Origin of the sequence: Pseudomonas sp. Irchel s3f7, assembly GCF_900187615.1 — a bacterium.
Lineage (GTDB): Bacteria > Pseudomonadota > Gammaproteobacteria > Pseudomonadales > Pseudomonadaceae > Aquipseudomonas.
Map to the genome: position 1 here is coordinate 157,050 of NZ_FYDO01000013.1, position 16,497 is coordinate 173,546.

General features: G+C 60.5%; 12 protein-coding genes. All 12 read left to right on the plus strand.

The genetic code is table 11. From position 1 onward, the window contains the following. Nucleotides 1-63 precede the first annotated feature (63 nt). The gene (locus CKW19_RS13675; protein WP_095058316.1) at nucleotides 64-1,533 is read left to right on the plus strand and encodes a cytosine permease; all 1,470 of its coding nucleotides are present in this window, start codon (nucleotides 64-66) and stop codon (nucleotides 1,531-1,533) included. Nucleotides 1,534-1,602: 69 nt separating this feature from the next. Continuing rightward, a complete protein-coding gene (locus CKW19_RS13680) occupies nucleotides 1,603-2,571 on the plus strand; it encodes an ABC transporter substrate-binding protein (protein ID WP_095058317.1) in 969 nt (322 codons plus the stop codon). A gap of 70 nt (nucleotides 2,572-2,641) precedes the next feature. Then, the gene (locus CKW19_RS13685; protein WP_095058318.1) at nucleotides 2,642-3,493 is read left to right on the plus strand and encodes a proline/glycine betaine ABC transporter permease; all 852 of its coding nucleotides are present in this window, start codon (nucleotides 2,642-2,644) and stop codon (nucleotides 3,491-3,493) included. Then, entirely contained in the window at nucleotides 3,490-4,320 is an 831-nt protein-coding gene (locus CKW19_RS13690) for a glycine betaine/L-proline ABC transporter ATP-binding protein (protein WP_095058319.1), read from the plus strand. The genes CKW19_RS13685 and CKW19_RS13690 overlap by 4 nt, the downstream gene beginning before the upstream one ends. 135 nt (nucleotides 4,321-4,455) lie before the next feature. Continuing rightward, on the plus strand, nucleotides 4,456-5,979 hold the full coding sequence (hutH, locus tag CKW19_RS13695) for a histidine ammonia-lyase (RefSeq protein WP_095058320.1): 1,524 nt from the start codon (nucleotides 4,456-4,458) through the stop codon (nucleotides 5,977-5,979). 119 nt (nucleotides 5,980-6,098) lie between these two features. Next, nucleotides 6,099-7,631 carry a histidine ammonia-lyase gene (gene hutH / locus CKW19_RS13700; RefSeq protein ID WP_095058321.1) on the plus strand — a complete coding sequence of 511 codons (1,533 nt, stop codon included), beginning with the start codon at nucleotides 6,099-6,101 and terminating at the stop codon, nucleotides 7,629-7,631. A 90-nt stretch (nucleotides 7,632-7,721) separates the two neighbouring features. After that, the gene (hutI, locus tag CKW19_RS13705; RefSeq protein WP_095058322.1) at nucleotides 7,722-8,927 is read left to right on the plus strand and encodes an imidazolonepropionase; all 1,206 of its coding nucleotides are present in this window, start codon (nucleotides 7,722-7,724) and stop codon (nucleotides 8,925-8,927) included. Between the two features lie 10 nt (nucleotides 8,928-8,937). Continuing rightward, entirely contained in the window at nucleotides 8,938-9,741 is an 804-nt protein-coding gene (gene hutG, locus CKW19_RS13710; protein WP_095058323.1) for an N-formylglutamate deformylase, read from the plus strand. A gap of 283 nt (nucleotides 9,742-10,024) precedes the next feature. Beyond that, complete coding sequence (gene pip, locus CKW19_RS13715; RefSeq protein ID WP_095058324.1) at nucleotides 10,025-10,996, plus strand: prolyl aminopeptidase; 972 nt, start codon at nucleotides 10,025-10,027, stop codon at nucleotides 10,994-10,996. Then, nucleotides 10,993-11,430: a D-aminoacyl-tRNA deacylase gene (dtd, locus tag CKW19_RS13720; RefSeq protein ID WP_095058325.1), complete on the plus strand. Its 438-nt coding sequence runs from the start codon at nucleotides 10,993-10,995 to the stop codon at nucleotides 11,428-11,430. Before pip ends, dtd begins: the two co-directional genes overlap by 4 nt. A 321-nt stretch (nucleotides 11,431-11,751) precedes the next feature. Further along, complete coding sequence (locus CKW19_RS13725; RefSeq protein WP_095058326.1) at nucleotides 11,752-13,569, plus strand: glucan biosynthesis protein G; 1,818 nt, start codon at nucleotides 11,752-11,754, stop codon at nucleotides 13,567-13,569. Next, nucleotides 13,562-16,132, plus strand: coding sequence for a glucans biosynthesis glucosyltransferase MdoH (gene mdoH / locus CKW19_RS13730; protein WP_095058327.1), 2,571 nt, complete (start codon nucleotides 13,562-13,564; stop codon nucleotides 16,130-16,132). Before CKW19_RS13725 ends, mdoH begins: the two co-directional genes overlap by 8 nt. Nucleotides 16,133-16,497: the final 365 nt, after the last annotated feature.

Here is a 16,497-nt window from a genome sequence, read left to right on the forward strand (position 1 = left end):
GCCAGCAAGCCGGCTCCTACAGGGGTTACACAACCCAGAATAACAATCCACAGAGGTTGAATCATGGCTGTCAGCAACGAACGTGCAGGCAACAAACCTTTGATCGAGAAACGCTCGATCGACTACATCCCTGAAGCGGAAAGACACGGTCGTCTGTTGAGTCAGTTCACTCTGTGGATGGGGGCCAACCTGCAAATCACTGCGATTGTCACCGGGGCCCTGGCCGTGGTGCTGGGCGGCGATGTGTTCTGGTCGTTGATCGGTCTGTTGATCGGCCAACTGCTTGGCGGTGGCGTGATGGCGCTGCATGCCGCGCAAGGGCCCAAGCTTGGCCTGCCGCAGATGATTTCCAGCCGGGTGCAGTTCGGCGTTTACGGCGCGGCCATCCCGATCGTGCTGGTGTGCCTGATGTACCTGGGCTTCACTGCAACGGGCACGGTGCTTTCCGGCCAGGCGCTGGGCCAGTTGTTTGGCGTGAGCGACACCGTCGGTATTCTCATTTTCGCCAGTGTCATCGTGCTGGTTACAGTGCTCGGTTATCGGGTGATCCATTGGATCGGCCGTGTTGCCAGTGTCATTGGCGTGATTGCCTTTGTTTATCTGTTCAGCCGCCTGATGAGCCAGGTTGACGTTGGCGCCTTGTTGGAAATCCGCCACTTCAGCTGGAGCAGTTTCCTGCTCGCGGTGTCGCTCGCGGCGTCCTGGCAGATCGCCTTCGGCCCTTATGTGGCTGACTATTCCCGCTACCTGCCGAGCAAGACTTCCTCGGTGAAAACCTTTTTCGCCGCAGGCGCAGGTTCGGTCATTGGTGCACAGGTGGCGATGGTCCTCGGCGTGTTCGCGGCCGCTTCGGCCAACGGGCAATTCGCCGGTCACGAAGTGGCCTACATCGTGGGTCTGGGGGGGGCCGGTGCCACCGCTGCGCTGCTGTATTTCAGCATTGCGTTCGGCAAAGTCACCATCTCCACGCTGAACTCCTACGGCAGCTTCATGTGCATCGCGACCATCATCAGCGGTTTCCGGGGTGAGCTGAAGGTCACGCGCTTGCAGCGTCTGGTGTTCGTGCTGGTCATCGTCGGTGCGGCGACCCTGATGGCGTTGCTCGGCCAGCACTCGTTCCTCGGTGCATTCAAGTCCTTCATCCTGTTCTTGCTGGCGTTCTTCACGCCCTGGAGCGCGATCAACCTGGTGGATTACTACTGCATCACCCGCGAACGCTATGACGTACCGGCGCTGGCCGACCCGAATGGTCGCTACGGTCGCTGGAACATTCTCGGGATCAGCGTCTATGTTTTCGGTGTGTTGGTGCAGCTGCCGTTCATCTCCTCCAAGTTCTATACCGGTCCGTTGGTGGATGCCCTGGGGGGTGTGGATATTTCCTGGATCATCGGCCTGGTGCTGCCCGCCGCCCTGTATTACGTGTGCGCAAAAAAATGGCACGGCACAGTGCCTGATCATTTGATCCTGCCGGTCGAGCAGGGCGCGATCACCGAACAAAAGCTGAATGTGGGTCGCGCTGCGGCGCAGGCCTGACTGGACGTGGACAGGGCTGGATGCCTCTTGACTGCCGTAAGCCCATTCATGATTAGGAGCGTCAATACAATGAAATCGAACAAGACCCTGCTGACCACATTGCTTTCCATGGGCCTGCTGGCCAGCGCCGGCGCCACTCAGGCGGCGGGTTGGTGCGAGTCGGGCAAACCGGTGAAATTCGCCGGTTTGAACTGGGAAAGCGCCATGCTGCTGACCGACGTGATGCAAGTCGTGTTGGAGAAAGGCTACGACTGCAAGACTGACAGCCTGCCGGGCAACTCCATCACCATGGAAAACGCGTTGGGCAGCAACGATATTCAAGTGTTCGCCGAAGAGTGGGTCGGCCGCAGCGAGGTCTGGAACAAGGCCGAGAAAGCCGGCAAGGTCGTTGGCGTCGGCGCGCCGGTTGTTGGTGCGATCGAAGGCTGGTACGTGCCGCGCTACGTCATCGAAGGCGATGCCAAGCGCAAGCTGGAAGCCAAGGCCCCTGACCTGAAAAACATTGCCGACCTGGCCAAATACGCCGCGGTGTTCAAGGACGCCGAAGAGCCAGGCAAGGGCCGTTTCTACAACTGCCCGGCCGGCTGGACCTGTGAGCTCGACAACAGCGAAATGCTCAAAAGCTACGGTCTGGAAAGCAGCTACACCAACTTCCGCCCAGGCACCGGCCCGGCGCTGGATGCCGCGGTGCTGTCGAGCTACAAGCGTGGCGAACCGATCCTGTTCTACTACTGGTCGCCAACCCCGCTGATGGGCCAGATCGACGTGGTGAAACTCGAAGAAAAACCAGGCGTGAACAAGACCGTGGATATCAAGGTCGGCCTGTCCAAGACGTTCCACGACGAAGCCCCGGAGCTGGTGGCCGTGCTGGAAAAGGTCAACGTGCCAATCGACCTGCTGAACCAGAACCTGGCGCGCATGAGCAAAGAGCGAATCGAGTCGCCAAAACTGGCCAAGATCTTCCTTAAGGAACATCCTGAAGTCTGGCACCAGTGGGTGAGTGAAGACGCAGCCAAAAAGATCGACGCGGCCTTGTAGGTCGAGCTTCTCCGGCTGTCGGCAACGGCAGTCGGATGCTTGATCGCAACCCCTTGATTGAGAGTCTCTTATGTTTCCCGAAAGTTTTACCTTTTCCATCGCCGACTGGGTCAACGGTTGGGTCGACTCGCTGGTGACCAACTACGGCGACGTGTTCCGCAGCATTTCCGACACCCTGCTGTGGGCCATCGTCAATCTCGAAAGCCTGCTGCGTGCGGCGCCCTGGTGGCTGATGCTGGCCATCGTGGCCGGTGTGGCCTGGCACGCGACCCGTAAAATCGTGACCACCTCCGTGATCGTCGGTCTGCTGTTTTTGGTGGGTGCGGTCGGCCTCTGGGACAAGCTGATGCAGACCCTGGCGCTGATGATGGTCGCGACCGTCATCTCGGTGCTGATCGGCATTCCGCTGGGCATTCTCTCGGCGCGCAGCAACCGCCTGCGTTCTGTGCTGATGCCACTGCTGGACATCATGCAGACCATGCCGAGTTTCGTGTACCTGATCCCGGTGCTGATGCTGTTCGGCCTGGGCAAGGTCCCGGCGATTTTCGCCACGGTGATCTACGCCGCACCGCCGCTGATCCGTCTGACCGATCTGGGCATCCGCCAGGTCGACGGCGAAGTGATGGAAGCGATCAACGCCTTCGGCGCCAACCGCTGGCAGCAACTGTTCGGCGTGCAACTGCCGCTGGCCTTGCCCAGCATCATGGCGGGTATCAACCAGACCACCATGATGGCCCTGTCGATGGTGGTGATTGCCTCGATGATCGGTGCCCGTGGTTTGGGTGAAGACGTACTGGTGGGGATTCAGACCCTCAACGTCGGACGCGGCCTGGAGGCGGGTTTGGCGATTGTGATTCTGGCAGTGGTCATCGACCGCATTACACAGGCGTACGGTCGGCCACGGCATGAGGTGAGCAAATGAACAACGCATCCGTAAGCAAGATCGAAGTCAAAAACGTCTTCAAGATTTTCGGTAACCGCTCCAAGGATGCGCTGGGCATGATCGGCCAGGGCAAAACCAAAGAGCAGGTGCTGTCCGAGACGGGTTGCGTGGTCGGTGTGAATGACCTGTCGCTGAGCATCGGCAGCGGTGAGATCTTCGTGATCATGGGCCTGTCGGGTTCCGGCAAGTCGACCCTGGTGCGCCACTTCAATCGCCTGATCGACCCCACCAGCGGCGCGATCCTGGTGGACGGCGTGGACATCCTGCAATACGACATGGAAGCCCTGCGCGAATTTCGTCGGCGCAAGATCAGCATGGTGTTCCAGAGCTTCGGCCTGTTGCCGCACAAGACGGTGCTGGACAACGTGGCCTATGGCTTGAAAGTCCGTGGCGAAAGCAACGCCCTGTGCAGTGAACGTGCGCTGCACTGGATTAACACCGTGGGCCTCAAGGGCTACGAAAACAAATACCCGCATCAGCTCTCCGGCGGCATGCGTCAGCGTGTGGGCCTGGCCCGCGCCTTGGCGGCGGACACCGACATCATTCTGATGGACGAAGCCTTCAGCGCCCTTGATCCGCTGATCCGTGCCGAGATGCAGGACCAGTTGCTGGAACTGCAAAAGACCCTGCACAAGACCATCGTCTTCATCACCCACGACCTCGACGAGGCCGTGCGCATCGGCAACCGCATCGCGATCCTCAAGGACGGCCGCCTGATTCAGGTCGGCACGCCGAAAGAGATCCTGCATTCGCCGGCGGATGAATATGTCGACCGCTTTGTGCAGCGTCGGGCGGCGGTGGTTTAAGAAATTTGTGGTGGTTGTGCTGGCCCCCATCGCCAGCAAGCCGGCTCCTACAAGGTGTACACAATCCCTGTAGGAGCTGGCTTGCCAGCGATGGGGCCGGTGAAGCTGCATCAATAATCAGGTACGAGGTTAAAGATGTCCCAGGCTGAAAAAATCGTTATCACCCAAGCGCAGGTCACTTGGCAGGATGTGGTCGCCGTGGCCCGCCATGGCGCACAGCTTGAGCTGTCGGCGCCGGTCTGGGCACGCATCGACAACGCGCAAGCCATCGTCCAGCGCATCGTTACCAGCGGCGAACGCGCCTATGGCATCAACACCGGGCTGGGCGCGCTGTGCAACGTCTCGCTGCAGGACGAGCAACTCAGCCAATTGTCGCGCAACACGCTGCTCAGCCACGCCTGCGGCGTCGGTACACCGCTGACCAACGAACAGACCCGTTCGATCATGTGCGCCGCCGTCATCAACTACAGCCATGGCAAATCCGGCCTGCACCGCCAGGTCGTCGAAGCCCTGCTGGCGCTGCTCAACCGTGGCATCACCCCGCAAGTGCCGTCCCAGGGTTCCGTGGGCTACCTGACCCACATGGCTCACATCGGCATCGCGCTGCTGGGCGTCGGAAACGTCAGCTATCGCGGCCAGGTCGTTTCCGCGCAGCAAGCGCTGGCTGAAGAAGGCCTGCAACCGGTCAAGCTGGGTGCCAAGGATGGTTTGTGCCTGGTCAACGGCACGCCGTGCATGACCGGCCTGAGCTGCCTGGCGATTGGCGATGCCACGCGCCTGCTGGAATGGGCCGACGTGGTCGGCGCCATGAGCTTTGAAGCTCAGCGCGGACAAATCGATGCATTTGACGCCGAGATCATCGCGCTCAAGCCGCACCCGGGCATGCAACAGGTCGGGATCAATCTGCGGGCACTGCTCGACGGCAGTGAAGTGATCGCCCAGAGCAAGGGCATTCGCACGCAAGACGCCCTGAGCATTCGCTCGATCCCGCAGGTGCACGGCGCCGCGCGCGATCAACTGGCGCACGCGACCAAGCAGATCGAAACCGAGCTCAACAGCGCCACCGATAACCCATTGGTGCTGGGCACCGCGGACAACTACCGCGTCGTTTCCCAGGCCAACCCCCACGGTCAGTCCGTGGCAATGGCAGCGGATTTGCTGGCCATCGCGATGGCAGAAATCGGCTCCATCGCCGAACGTCGCCTGGACCGCTTGATCAACCCGCATGTCAGCGGTCTGCCGGCGTTTCTGGTGGCCAACCCGGGTGTGAATTCCGGGATGATGATCGTGCAATACGTCGCCGCCTCGCTGTGCGCGGAAAACCGCCAGTTGGCGCAACCGGCAGTGTTGGATAACTACGTGACGTCGGGTCTGCAAGAAGACCACCTGAGCCTGGGCACCAACGCCGCACTGAAACTGCACCGCGCCTTGGAAAACTGCACGCAGATCCTCGCCATCGAGTATCTGCTGGCGGCCCAGGCGTTTGAATTCCTGAAAGAGCAGCGCTTCGGCGCGGGTACCGATGCGGCCTGGCGTCTGCTGCGTGAGCGCGTTCCGGCTTACGATCAGGATCGTTGGCTGGCGCCGGACATTGCCGCTGCGGCCAGTGTTCTGAAAGACCCTGCTTTGTTGCAAAAAGCTTTACCGAACTTGAACTGATTTCCATACAAAACCAGCGTGCCAAGGCGCCAGCCCCCTCAAAAAGGCGGAAGCGACGGACAACGGACATCTCCGGAGCGTCTGGTAGTTGATAAAAAACTCTCAAAAGGAGCACAAAAATGACTGCGCTAAACCTGATTCCCGGCCAACTGACCCTCGCTCAACTGCGTGACGTGTATCAGCAACCGGTGAAACTGACCCTCGACAACAGCGCCTCGGCCCAGATCGAAGCCAGCGTGGCCTGCGTGGAACAAATCCTCGCCGAGAACCGCACCGCTTACGGCATCAACACCGGTTTCGGCCTGCTGGCGTCGACCCGCATCGCCAGCGAAGACCTGGAAAACCTGCAGCGCTCGTTGGTGCTGTCCCATGCGGCCGGTGTCGGCCAGCCGATCAGCGACGAGCTGGTACGACTGATCATGGTGCTCAAGGTCAACAGCCTGTGCCGTGGTTTCTCCGGCATTCGCCGCGTGGTGATCGATGCGCTGATCGCCCTGATCAACGCTGAGGTTTATCCGCACATTCCCCTGAAAGGTTCGGTGGGTGCCTCCGGTGACTTGGCTCCATTGGCCCACATGTCGCTGGTGCTGCTGGGCGAAGGCAAGGCGCGCTACAGGGGCGAGTGGATGGAAGCGGTCGAAGCGCTGAAAGTCGCCGGCCTGACTCCGCTGACCCTGGCCGCCAAAGAAGGCCTGGCGCTGCTCAACGGCACGCAGGTGTCGACCGCGTTTGCCCTGCGTGGCCTGTTCGAAGGCGAAGACCTGTTTGCCGGTGCTCTGGCCCTCGGCGGTCTGACCGTTGAAGCGGTACTCGGCTCGCGCTCGCCGTTCGACGCACGCATCCACGCGGCCCGTGGCCAGAAAGGCCAGATCGACGCCGCCGCTGCTTACCGCGATCTGCTGGGCGAGCGCAGTGAAGTGTCCGATTCCCACGAGAACTGCGAGAAGGTTCAGGACCCGTATTCCCTGCGCTGCCAGCCACAAGTCATGGGCGCCTGCCTGACCCAGTTCCGTCAGGCTGCCGAAGTGCTGGCCGTCGAAGCCAACGCTGTATCGGACAACCCGTTGGTATTCGCTGCTGAAGGCGACGTGATTTCCGGTGGTAACTTCCACGCCGAACCCGTGGCCATGGCGGCTGACAACATGGCGCTGGCCATCGCGGAAATCGGTTCTCTGAGCGAGCGTCGCATCTCGCTGATGATGGACAAGCACATGTCGCAACTGCCGCCGTTCCTGGTGGCCAATGGCGGCGTGAACTCCGGTTTCATGATTGCCCAGGTGACGGCGGCGGCACTGGCCAGCGAGAACAAGGCGCTGGCCCATCCGCATTCGGTGGACAGCCTGCCGACGTCCGCCAACCAGGAAGACCACGTGTCGATGGCCCCTGCTGCCGGTAAGCGTCTGTGGGAAATGGCCGAGAACACCCGTGGAATTCTGGCTGTTGAATGGCTGGCAGCGGCGCAGGGCCTGGACCTGCGCAATGGCCTGAAGACCTCGACCAAACTGGAAAAGGCTCGCGCCATTTTGCGTAAAGAAGTGCCGTTTTATGAGAAGGACCGCTTCTTTGCGCCGGACATCAATGCGGCGATTGAACTGCTGGCTTCGCGGTGCCTGACTGAGCTGGTTCCAACCAAGCTTTTGCCTAGCCTGTGATGCCCCCATCGCTGGCAAGCCGGCTCCTACAGGACCCTGTAGGAGCCGGCTTGCTGGCGATTCGATTTTGAATACTGTGGAGACTAAGGGATGAAAACCCTCTGGCAACACTGCCACGTCGCAACCATGGCCCAAGGCGTCTACTCGATCATCGAGGACGCGGCCATCGTGACGTCCGGTGCGCTCATCGAGTGGATCGGCCCTCGCGCTGAACTGCCGGCGGGCGAGTACCCGGCGGTCAACGATTTGAACGGGGCCTGGGTCACACCGGGTCTGATCGACTGCCACACCCACACGGTGTTCGGCGGTAACCGCAGCGGTGAATTCGAGCAGCGCCTGCAAGGCGTCAGCTACGCGGAAATCGCCGCCAGCGGCGGCGGCATCGCCAGCACCGTGCGCGCCACCCGTGCCGCCAGCGAAGACGAATTGTTCGCCAGCGCCAGCAAGCGTCTGAAAAGCCTGATGCGCGACGGCGTCACCAGCATCGAGATCAAATCCGGCTACGGCCTGGACCTGGCCAACGAACGCAAAATGCTACGCGTGGCCCGTCGTCTCGGCGCCGAACTGCCGGTCAGTGTGCGCAGCACCTGCCTGGCGGCTCATGCTTTGCCGCCGGAATATGCCGATCGCGCCGACGATTACATCGATCACATCTGCGCTGAAATGCTCCCGGCCCTGGCCGCCGAAGGGTTGGTGGACGCCGTGGACGCATTCTGCGAATACCTGGCGTTTTCCCCGGCTCAGGTTGAGCGCGTATTTATAACTGCTCAGGAACTTGGCTTGCCGGTGAAGCTGCACGCCGAACAGTTGTCCTCGCTGCACGGCTCTAGTCTGGCGGCGCGTTACCACGCGTTGTCCGCCGATCACCTGGAATTCATGACCGAAGACGACGCCATCGCCATGGCCGAGTCCGGCACCGTCGCCGTGCTATTGCCCGGTGCTTTTTACTTCCTTCGCGAAACCCAATTGCCGCCGATGGAAGCCCTGCGCAAGCACAGTGTGAAAATCGCCATCGCCAGTGATCTCAACCCCGGCACCTCGCCGGCGCTGTCGTTGCGCCTGATGCTGAACATGGCTTGCACCTGCTTTCGCATGACTCCGGAAGAAGTCCTGGCTGGCGCGACGATTCATGCCGCCACTGCATTGGGCATGGCCGACACCCACGGTTCGCTGGAGGCCGGCAAGGTCGCGGATTTCGTCGCCTGGCAAATCGATCGTCCGGCCGACCTGTGTTACTGGCTCGGCGGCGACCTGGAAAAACGCGTCGTGCGCCACGGCGTCGAATCAAGTTTGTAGGAGATCTGTTGTGGATAAGGTTCTGAACTTCAAACAAGGCCGTGTGCCACTGCTGATCAGCATGCCCCACGCCGGTGTGCGTCTGACCCCGGCCGTCGAAGCCGGATTGATCCCCCAGGCGAAAAGCCTGCCGGACACCGACTGGCACATCCCGCAGCTGTACGATTTCGCCGCTGAACTGGGTGCCAGCACCCTGGCTGCCGAGTATTCGCGGTTCGTCATCGACCTGAACCGTCCATCCGACGACAAGCCTTTGTATGTCGGCGCAACCACCGGCCTGTACCCGGCCACGTTGTTCGATGGCGTGCCTTTGTTCCGCGAAGGGCTGGAGCCTTCCAAAGAAGAACGCGCGACGTACCTTGAGCAGATCTGGACGCCGTACCACAGCACCTTGCAAAACGAGCTGGCGCGTCTGAAGGCTGAGTTTGGCTACGCGCTGCTGTTCGATGCGCATTCGATCCGCTCGCTGATCCCGCACCTGTTTGACGGCAAGCTGCCGGATTTCAACCTCGGCACCTTCAACGGCGCCAGTTGCGATCCGCAGTTGGCGACGCAACTGGAAGCCATCTGTGCGCGTCACGACAATTACACCCACGTGCTGAACGGACGCTTCAAGGGCGGCCACATCACCCGCCATTACGGCAACCCGGCCGAGAACATTCACGCCGTGCAACTGGAGCTGGGGCAGTGCACGTATATGGAAGAGTTCGAGCCGTTCCGCTACCGCCCGGACCTGGCGGAGCCGACGCGAGTGGTGTTGAAGGAATTGCTTCAAGGGTTGTTGGCGTGGGGCGAAAAGCACTACAGCGCTTAAACACGAAACGCTGGCAAGTGGGCTTTTGTGGCGAGGGAGCTTGCTCCCGTCCGGCGGCGAAGCCGTCGTAAACCCGGACAGTCAGGTGTATCTGACAAAACTCGGTTGAAGGGTTTTGGGGCTGCTACGCAGCCCAGCGGGAGCACGCTCCCTCGCCACAGGTTTGATTGCGAACTCTTGCCAGGCTGGGCATGCTCATTGACGTAAATCGGGTTTATGATGCCCCACGGCAGAATAATAGAAGTCCCCCCAGGGATGACCTCGACCCCTTACGGAGTGCGCAATGCAGACTTTGTACCCGCAGATCAAACCCTACGCCCGGCACGATCTGGCTGTCGATGCGACCCACACCCTGTACGTTGACGAAAGCGGTTCACCGCAAGGTTTGCCGGTGGTATTCATCCACGGCGGCCCTGGCGCGGGGTGTGATGCCCAGAGTCGTTGCTTCTTCGATCCCAACCTGTACCGCATTGTCACCTTCGACCAGCGCGGTTGTGGTCGCTCCACTCCCCACGCCAGCCTGGAAAACAACACCACCTGGGATCTGGTCGCCGACCTTGAGCGGATTCGCCAGCACCTGGGCATCGAAAAATGGGTGCTGTTCGGTGGCTCATGGGGTTCGACCCTGGCGCTGGCCTATGCACAAACCCACCCGGAACGTGTACATGGCTTGATCCTGCGCGGGATCTTTCTTTGCCGTCCGCAGGAAATCGAGTGGTTCTACCAGGCAGGCGCCAGTCGCCTGTTCCCCGATTACTGGCAGGACTACATCGCGCCCATTCCGCTGGACGAGCGCGACGACCTGCTCACCGCTTTCCACAAGCGCCTGGTCGGCAACGATCAGATCGCCCAGATGCATGCGGCCAAGGCCTGGTCGACCTGGGAGGGTCGCACCGCAACCCTGCGTCCAAACCCGCTGGTGGTCGATCGGTTCTCCGAGCCGCAGCGTGCGTTATCCATTGCGCGCATCGAATGTCACTACTTCACGAACAATGCCTTCCTCGAACCGAACCAGCTGATTCGCGACATGGGCAAGATTGCCCATCTGCCGGGCGTGATCGTGCATGGTCGCTATGACGTGATCTGCCCGCTGGATAATGCCTGGGAATTGCACCAGGCCTGGCCAAACAGTGAACTGCAAGTAATTCGCGATGCCGGCCACGCCGCTTCCGAACCGGGCATTACTGACGCACTGGTACGGGCCGCCAAGCAGATGGCCCACCGTTTGCTGGACCTGGCGCCCGAAGAAGCATGAAAGGCTTGCTGCAACGCGTGCGTGGCGCGCGAGTCGAGGTAGCGGGCGAGGTGGTCGGTGCGGTTGACCAGGGTTTGTTGGTGTTGGTGGCTGTAGAGCCCGAGGACACCCGGGCCAGCGCCGACAAACTTCTCAATAAACTGCTTAACTATCGGGTGTTCAGCGATACCGAGGGCAAGATGAACCTGTCCCTGGCGGATGTGGGTGGCGGGTTGCTGCTGGTCTCGCAGTTCACCCTGGCTGCCGATACCAAGAGCGGGTTGCGCCCGAGTTTCTCGACCGCGGCCCCTCCGGCGCTGGGAGAGGAGCTTTTCGACTATCTATTAGCCAAAGCGAAACAAGTGCATGGCACTGTGGCATCGGGTAGATTCGGCGCGGATATGCAGGTGCACCTGGTCAATGATGGCCCGGTAACCTTCCTGTTACAGACCTGAAAGCACTTGAAACAAGTTTTTAAGCTCATTTCGGCTGCAAACAGGGGTTTTTCGCGATAAATACTTTGTTACCCCTGATGCGTTGTAACGCGGCCTACTAGATAATCGCGCGCTACGGGGATCGGCGTTCGTTGGTCCATTTTGACTTAGGTAGAGACTTGTCTGGATCCGATTGGGGAATCATTTTGCCCCAGCGGAGTCGGAACAATGCTCGCCAACTTGGCAAGAGTGGTTTGTAGGGTCGGTTTTTTCACACCGCATTCCTCACAAACCCTTCAACTGGCCGTTGGTTTTTTGATCTGTTTTCGGCGAGGGTTGCTCGTGATTGTTAGTCCCTGTAATGCACCAAAATTGTCTGCCAAACGGTTACGTAACGCACTGGTAGCGGGCTCTGCACTGCTCTGCCTGTTCAGCGCCGGCCAGCTTTGGGCATTCAATCTGGATGATGTATCGGTCAAGGCAAAAGAGCTGGCCGGGCAGAAGTACGAAGCGCCGCGCAGTAACCTGCCGAACGAATTCCGTGAAATGAAATTCGCGGACTATCAGAAAATCCGGTTTCTGACCGAAAAAGCCGAGTGGGCTGATCAGAAGACGCCGTTCAAGCTGTCCTTCTATCATCAGGGCATGCATTTCGATACGCCGGTGAAAATCAACGAAATCACCGCGAACACCGTCGAAGAGATCAAGTACGACCCAAGTCGTTTCGACTTCGGCGACCTGAACTTCGACCCGAAGGCCACTGAGCAATTGGGTTATGCCGGTTTCCGTGTGCTGTACCCGATCAACAAGGCCGACAAGCAAGACGAAATCATGACCATGCTCGGCGCGAGCTACTTCCGCGTCGTCGGCAAGGGTCACGTCTATGGTCTGTCCGCCCGCGGCATGGCGCTCGATACCGCATTGCCATCCGGCGAAGAATTTCCGCGTTTTCGCGAGTTCTGGATTCAACAGCCAAAACCGGGCGACAAGCACCTGGTGATCTTTGCGCTGCTGGATTCGCCACGTGCCACCGGTGCCTATCGCCTGACCTTGCGTCCGGGCAGCGACACCATTGTCGACGTCAAGGCGCAGATGTTCCTGCGTGACAAGGTCGGCAAACTGGGTATCGCGCCGTTGACCAGCATGTACCTGTTCGGCGCCAACCAGCCGTCGAAAGTGCTGAACTACCGTCGTGAACTGCATGACTCCAGCGGCCTGGCGATCCATGCCGGCAATGGCGAGTGGATCTGGCGTCCGCTGAACAACCCGAAACACCTGGCTGTCAGCAACTTCTCGGTCGAGAACCCGCGTGGTTTCGGTCTGCTGCAACGTGGTCGCGACTTCAGCCATTACGAAGATCTCGACGACCGCTACGACAAGCGCCCAAGCGCCTGGATCGAGCCGAAGGGCGACTGGGGCAAGGGCACCGTCGATCTGGTCGAAATTCCGACCGCCGATGAAACCAACGACAATATCGTAGCCTTCTGGAACCCGGAAAAGTTGCCGGAACCTGGCCAGCCACTCGATGTTGCTTATCGTATGCACTGGACCATGGACGAAGCGTCGATCCACGCCCCGGACAGCGCCTGGGTCAAACAAACCCTGCGTTCCACCGGTGACGTTAAACAGTCCAACCTGATTCGTCAGCCGGACGGCAGCGTGGCTTACCTTGTGGATTTCGAAGGTCCGTCCCTGGCCGCTTTGCCTGCCGATGCGGACGTTCGCAGCCAGGTCAGCGTTGGTGACAACGCCGAACTGGTCGAGAACAGCGTGCGCTACAACCCTGAAACCAAGGGCTGGCGCCTGACGCTGCGCATGAAGGTCAAGGATCCGAGCAAGGCCACCGAAATGCGTGCCGCGCTGGTACAGAACATCGTGCCTGCGGACTTGGCCAAGACCTCGATTCCGGCGTCGAACTCGTCGGTTGCCAAGGCCGACAAGGTTGCTGCCAAGCAACAAGAGAAAGCAGACAAGGACGCCAAGGCAGCGGAGGCCAAGCAGGCCGACGTCAAGCCGGTTGCAGATGCCAAGGACAAGGCCAAAAACAAAGACGCCCAGCAGCCTGTCGCTGCCGGCGCGGCCCCAGCCACACCGGAATCGGCGCCGACTGAAGAAGTCCTGACCGAGACCTGGAGCTACCAGTTGCCTGCCGATGAGTAATTCTCAAGTACAGCCAGAAACTCTTGCCGAGTATCTGGCGCATCTGCCGATGACCGACCAGCAACGCGCGGAGCTCGCGGGTTGCCGGTCCTTCAGCGAGCTGCATGAACGCCTGTCGTCATCCACGTTCGACGCTCCGACCGAGGCCGCCCAGGCTTCGGTGGGCAAGCGCCTGACCCTGAGCACTGCCGAAGAGTTGCAGGATGCGGAAATGCTGGCGCTCGACGCCAATGGTCGGGTCTGTCTCAAGGCGACCCCGCCAATCCGCCGGACCAAGGTTGTGCCGGAGCCGTGGCGCACCAACATTCTGGTGCGTGGCTGGCGTCGGATGACCGGTCGTACCAACCCGCCACAGCCGCCGAAGGACGAACGCGTCCTGCCGGCCGCGCGCTGGCGCACCGTGGGTTCGATCCGTCGCTACATTCTGTTGGTGCTGATGCTCGGCCAGACTATCGTCGCCGGTTGGTACATGAAAGGCATCATGCCGTACCAGGGCTGGTCGTTCGTCGACCTGAACGAAGTGCTGCACCAACCGCTGCTGCAAACCGCCACGCAAGTGCTGCCGTATGCCTTGCAGACCAGCATCCTGATTCTGTTCGGGATTTTGTTCTGCTGGGTGTCGGCCGGTTTCTGGACTGCGCTGATGGGCTTCCTCGAGTTGCTCACGGGGCACGATAAATACCGTATCTCTGGTAAAAGCGCCGGTAACGAGCCAATTCCGAAAGATGCGCGCACCGCACTGGTGATGCCGATCTGCAACGAAGACGTGCCTCGTGTGTTCGCGGGTCTGCGCGCGACGTTCGAGTCGGTTGCAGCGACCGGTGATCTGGATCGCTTCGACTTCTTTGTGCTCAGCGACAGTAACGACGCCGACATTTGCGTTGCCGAGCAGCAGGCCTGGCTGGACGTCTGCCGTGAGGCTGGGGGCTTCGGCAAGATCTTCTATCGCCGCCGTCGCCGTCGCGTTAAGCGTAAAAGCGGCAACCTCGACGACTTCTGCCGTCGCTGGGGTGGTGACTATAAGTACATGGTCGTCCTCGACGCCGATTCGGTAATGAGCGGCGATTGCCTGACCAGTCTGGTGCGTTTGATGGAAGCCACGCCGGACGCCGGGATCATCCAGACCGCGCCGCGTGCGTCGGGCATGGACACCCTGTATGCGCGCATGCAGCAGTTCGCGACCCGCGTGTACGGTCCGCTGTTCACCGCGGGCCTGCACTTCTGGCAGCTGGGCGAATCGCACTACTGGGGTCACAACGCGATCATCCGCATGAAGCCGTTTATCGAGCACTGCGCCCTGGCGCCGTTGCCGGGTAAAGGCGCGTTTGCCGGTGCGATCCTGTCCCACGACTTCGTTGAAGCCGCGTTGATGCGTCGTGCCGGTTGGGGCGTGTGGATTGCCTACGACTTGCCGGGCAGCTACGAAGAACTGCCGCCGAACCTGCTGGACGAACTCAAGCGTGACCGTCGCTGGTGCCACGGCAACCTGATGAACTTCCGCCTGTTCCTGGTCAAGGGCATGCACCCGGTGCACCGTGCGGTGTTCCTGACCGGCGTGATGTCTTACCTGTCGGCGCCGTTGTGGTTCTTCTTCCTTGTGTTGTCGACGGCGCTGCTGGCGGTCAACACGTTGATGGAGCCGCAGTACTTCCTTGAACCGCGCCAGCTCTATCCGCTGTGGCCACAATGGCACCCGGACAAGGCGATTGCACTGTTCTCGACCACCATCGTGCTGCTGTTCCTGCCGAAGCTGTTGAGCATCATCCTGATCTGGGCCAAGGGCGCGAAAGAGTTCGGCGGCAAGTTCAAGGTGACCCTGTCGATGCTGCTGGAGATGTTGTTCTCCATGCTGCTGGCGCCGGTGCGGATGATTTTCCACACCCGTTTCGTCCTCGCCGCGTTCCTCGGCTGGGCCGCGACCTGGAACTCGCCGCAACGTGACGACGACTCCACGCCATGGAGCGAGGCGGTCAAGCGACACGGTCCGCAAACGCTGCTGGGCTTCTTCTGGGCACTGTTGGTGATCTGGCTGAACCCGAGCTTCCTGTGGTGGCTGGTGCCGATTGTCGGTTCGTTGATGCTGTCGATCCCGGTGTCGGTGATCTCCAGCCGTGTTGGCCTGGGCCTGAAGTCCCGTGACGAGAGCCTGTTCCTGATTCCTGAGGAATACAATCCGCCACAGGCGCTGCTGGCCACCGACCAGTACACCCACGAGAACCGCTGGCACGCACTGAACGACGGCTTCGTCCGTTCGGTGGTCGATCCACAGCAGAACGCCCTGGCGTGTTCGCTGGCGACGTCCCGTCACGGTCAGGCCGAGCCGATCGAATGGCTGCGGATCGAACGGGTTCGTCACGCCATGAAAGTCGGCCCTGAAGGGCTGACCAACAATGAGCGTGTGCAACTGCTGAGCGATCCGGTGGCATTGGCCCGCCTGCATGAGCAGGTCTGGAGCGAAGGTCACCCAGAGTGGCTCAACGCCTGGCGCAAGTCGGTCAAGGCCGACCCTCACGCGCCACTGCTACCGCTCAAGCCAATGAGCGAACAGCCTCAGATGGCGTAATGAAAAAACCCGCGAAAGCGGGTTTTTTTTGGCTTGAAGTTTGTTCTTGAGCTTGCACCAGATTCTGTAACGGTAGCGTCGGGTCGATCGCTTTCGCGGGCAAGTCGGATCGCCGCACCGCCGCTCCCACAGGGTCCGGTGGTGTTACGCAAACCGCATGAGCGCCGGAAACTTAGTGGGAGCAACTGTCTTAACCATGTCATTTGTCGCCTGACACGCCACCATCGCTGGCAAGCCAGCTTGTATGTTTAGACTTGAAGGGGTGGGTGGGACTAAAGCCTCGCTTCTGACTCTGACCAGTACAGACCGTGGGAGACATCGTCCCACCCCTTCACCTAATGCGCCGATAAGGAATGCATCGGCTC

Coding starts and splice junctions, on each gene's coding strand:
- CKW19_RS13680 (WP_095058317.1), top strand. CDS start 1,603: ATGAAATCGAACAAGACCCTGCTGACCACATTGCTTTCCATGGGCCTG.
- CKW19_RS13675 (WP_095058316.1), top strand. CDS start 64: ATGGCTGTCAGCAACGAACGTGCAGGCAACAAACCTTTGATCGAGAAA.
- hutI (WP_095058322.1), top strand. CDS start 7,722: ATGAAAACCCTCTGGCAACACTGCCACGTCGCAACCATGGCCCAAGGC.
- hutH (WP_095058321.1), top strand. CDS start 6,099: ATGACTGCGCTAAACCTGATTCCCGGCCAACTGACCCTCGCTCAACTG.
- pip (WP_095058324.1), top strand. CDS start 10,025: ATGCAGACTTTGTACCCGCAGATCAAACCCTACGCCCGGCACGATCTG.
- CKW19_RS13690 (WP_095058319.1), top strand. CDS start 3,490: ATGAACAACGCATCCGTAAGCAAGATCGAAGTCAAAAACGTCTTCAAG.
- hutH (WP_095058320.1), top strand. CDS start 4,456: ATGTCCCAGGCTGAAAAAATCGTTATCACCCAAGCGCAGGTCACTTGG.
- mdoH (WP_095058327.1), top strand. CDS start 13,562: ATGAGTAATTCTCAAGTACAGCCAGAAACTCTTGCCGAGTATCTGGCG.
- CKW19_RS13685 (WP_095058318.1), top strand. CDS start 2,642: ATGTTTCCCGAAAGTTTTACCTTTTCCATCGCCGACTGGGTCAACGGT.
- dtd (WP_095058325.1), top strand. CDS start 10,993: ATGAAAGGCTTGCTGCAACGCGTGCGTGGCGCGCGAGTCGAGGTAGCG.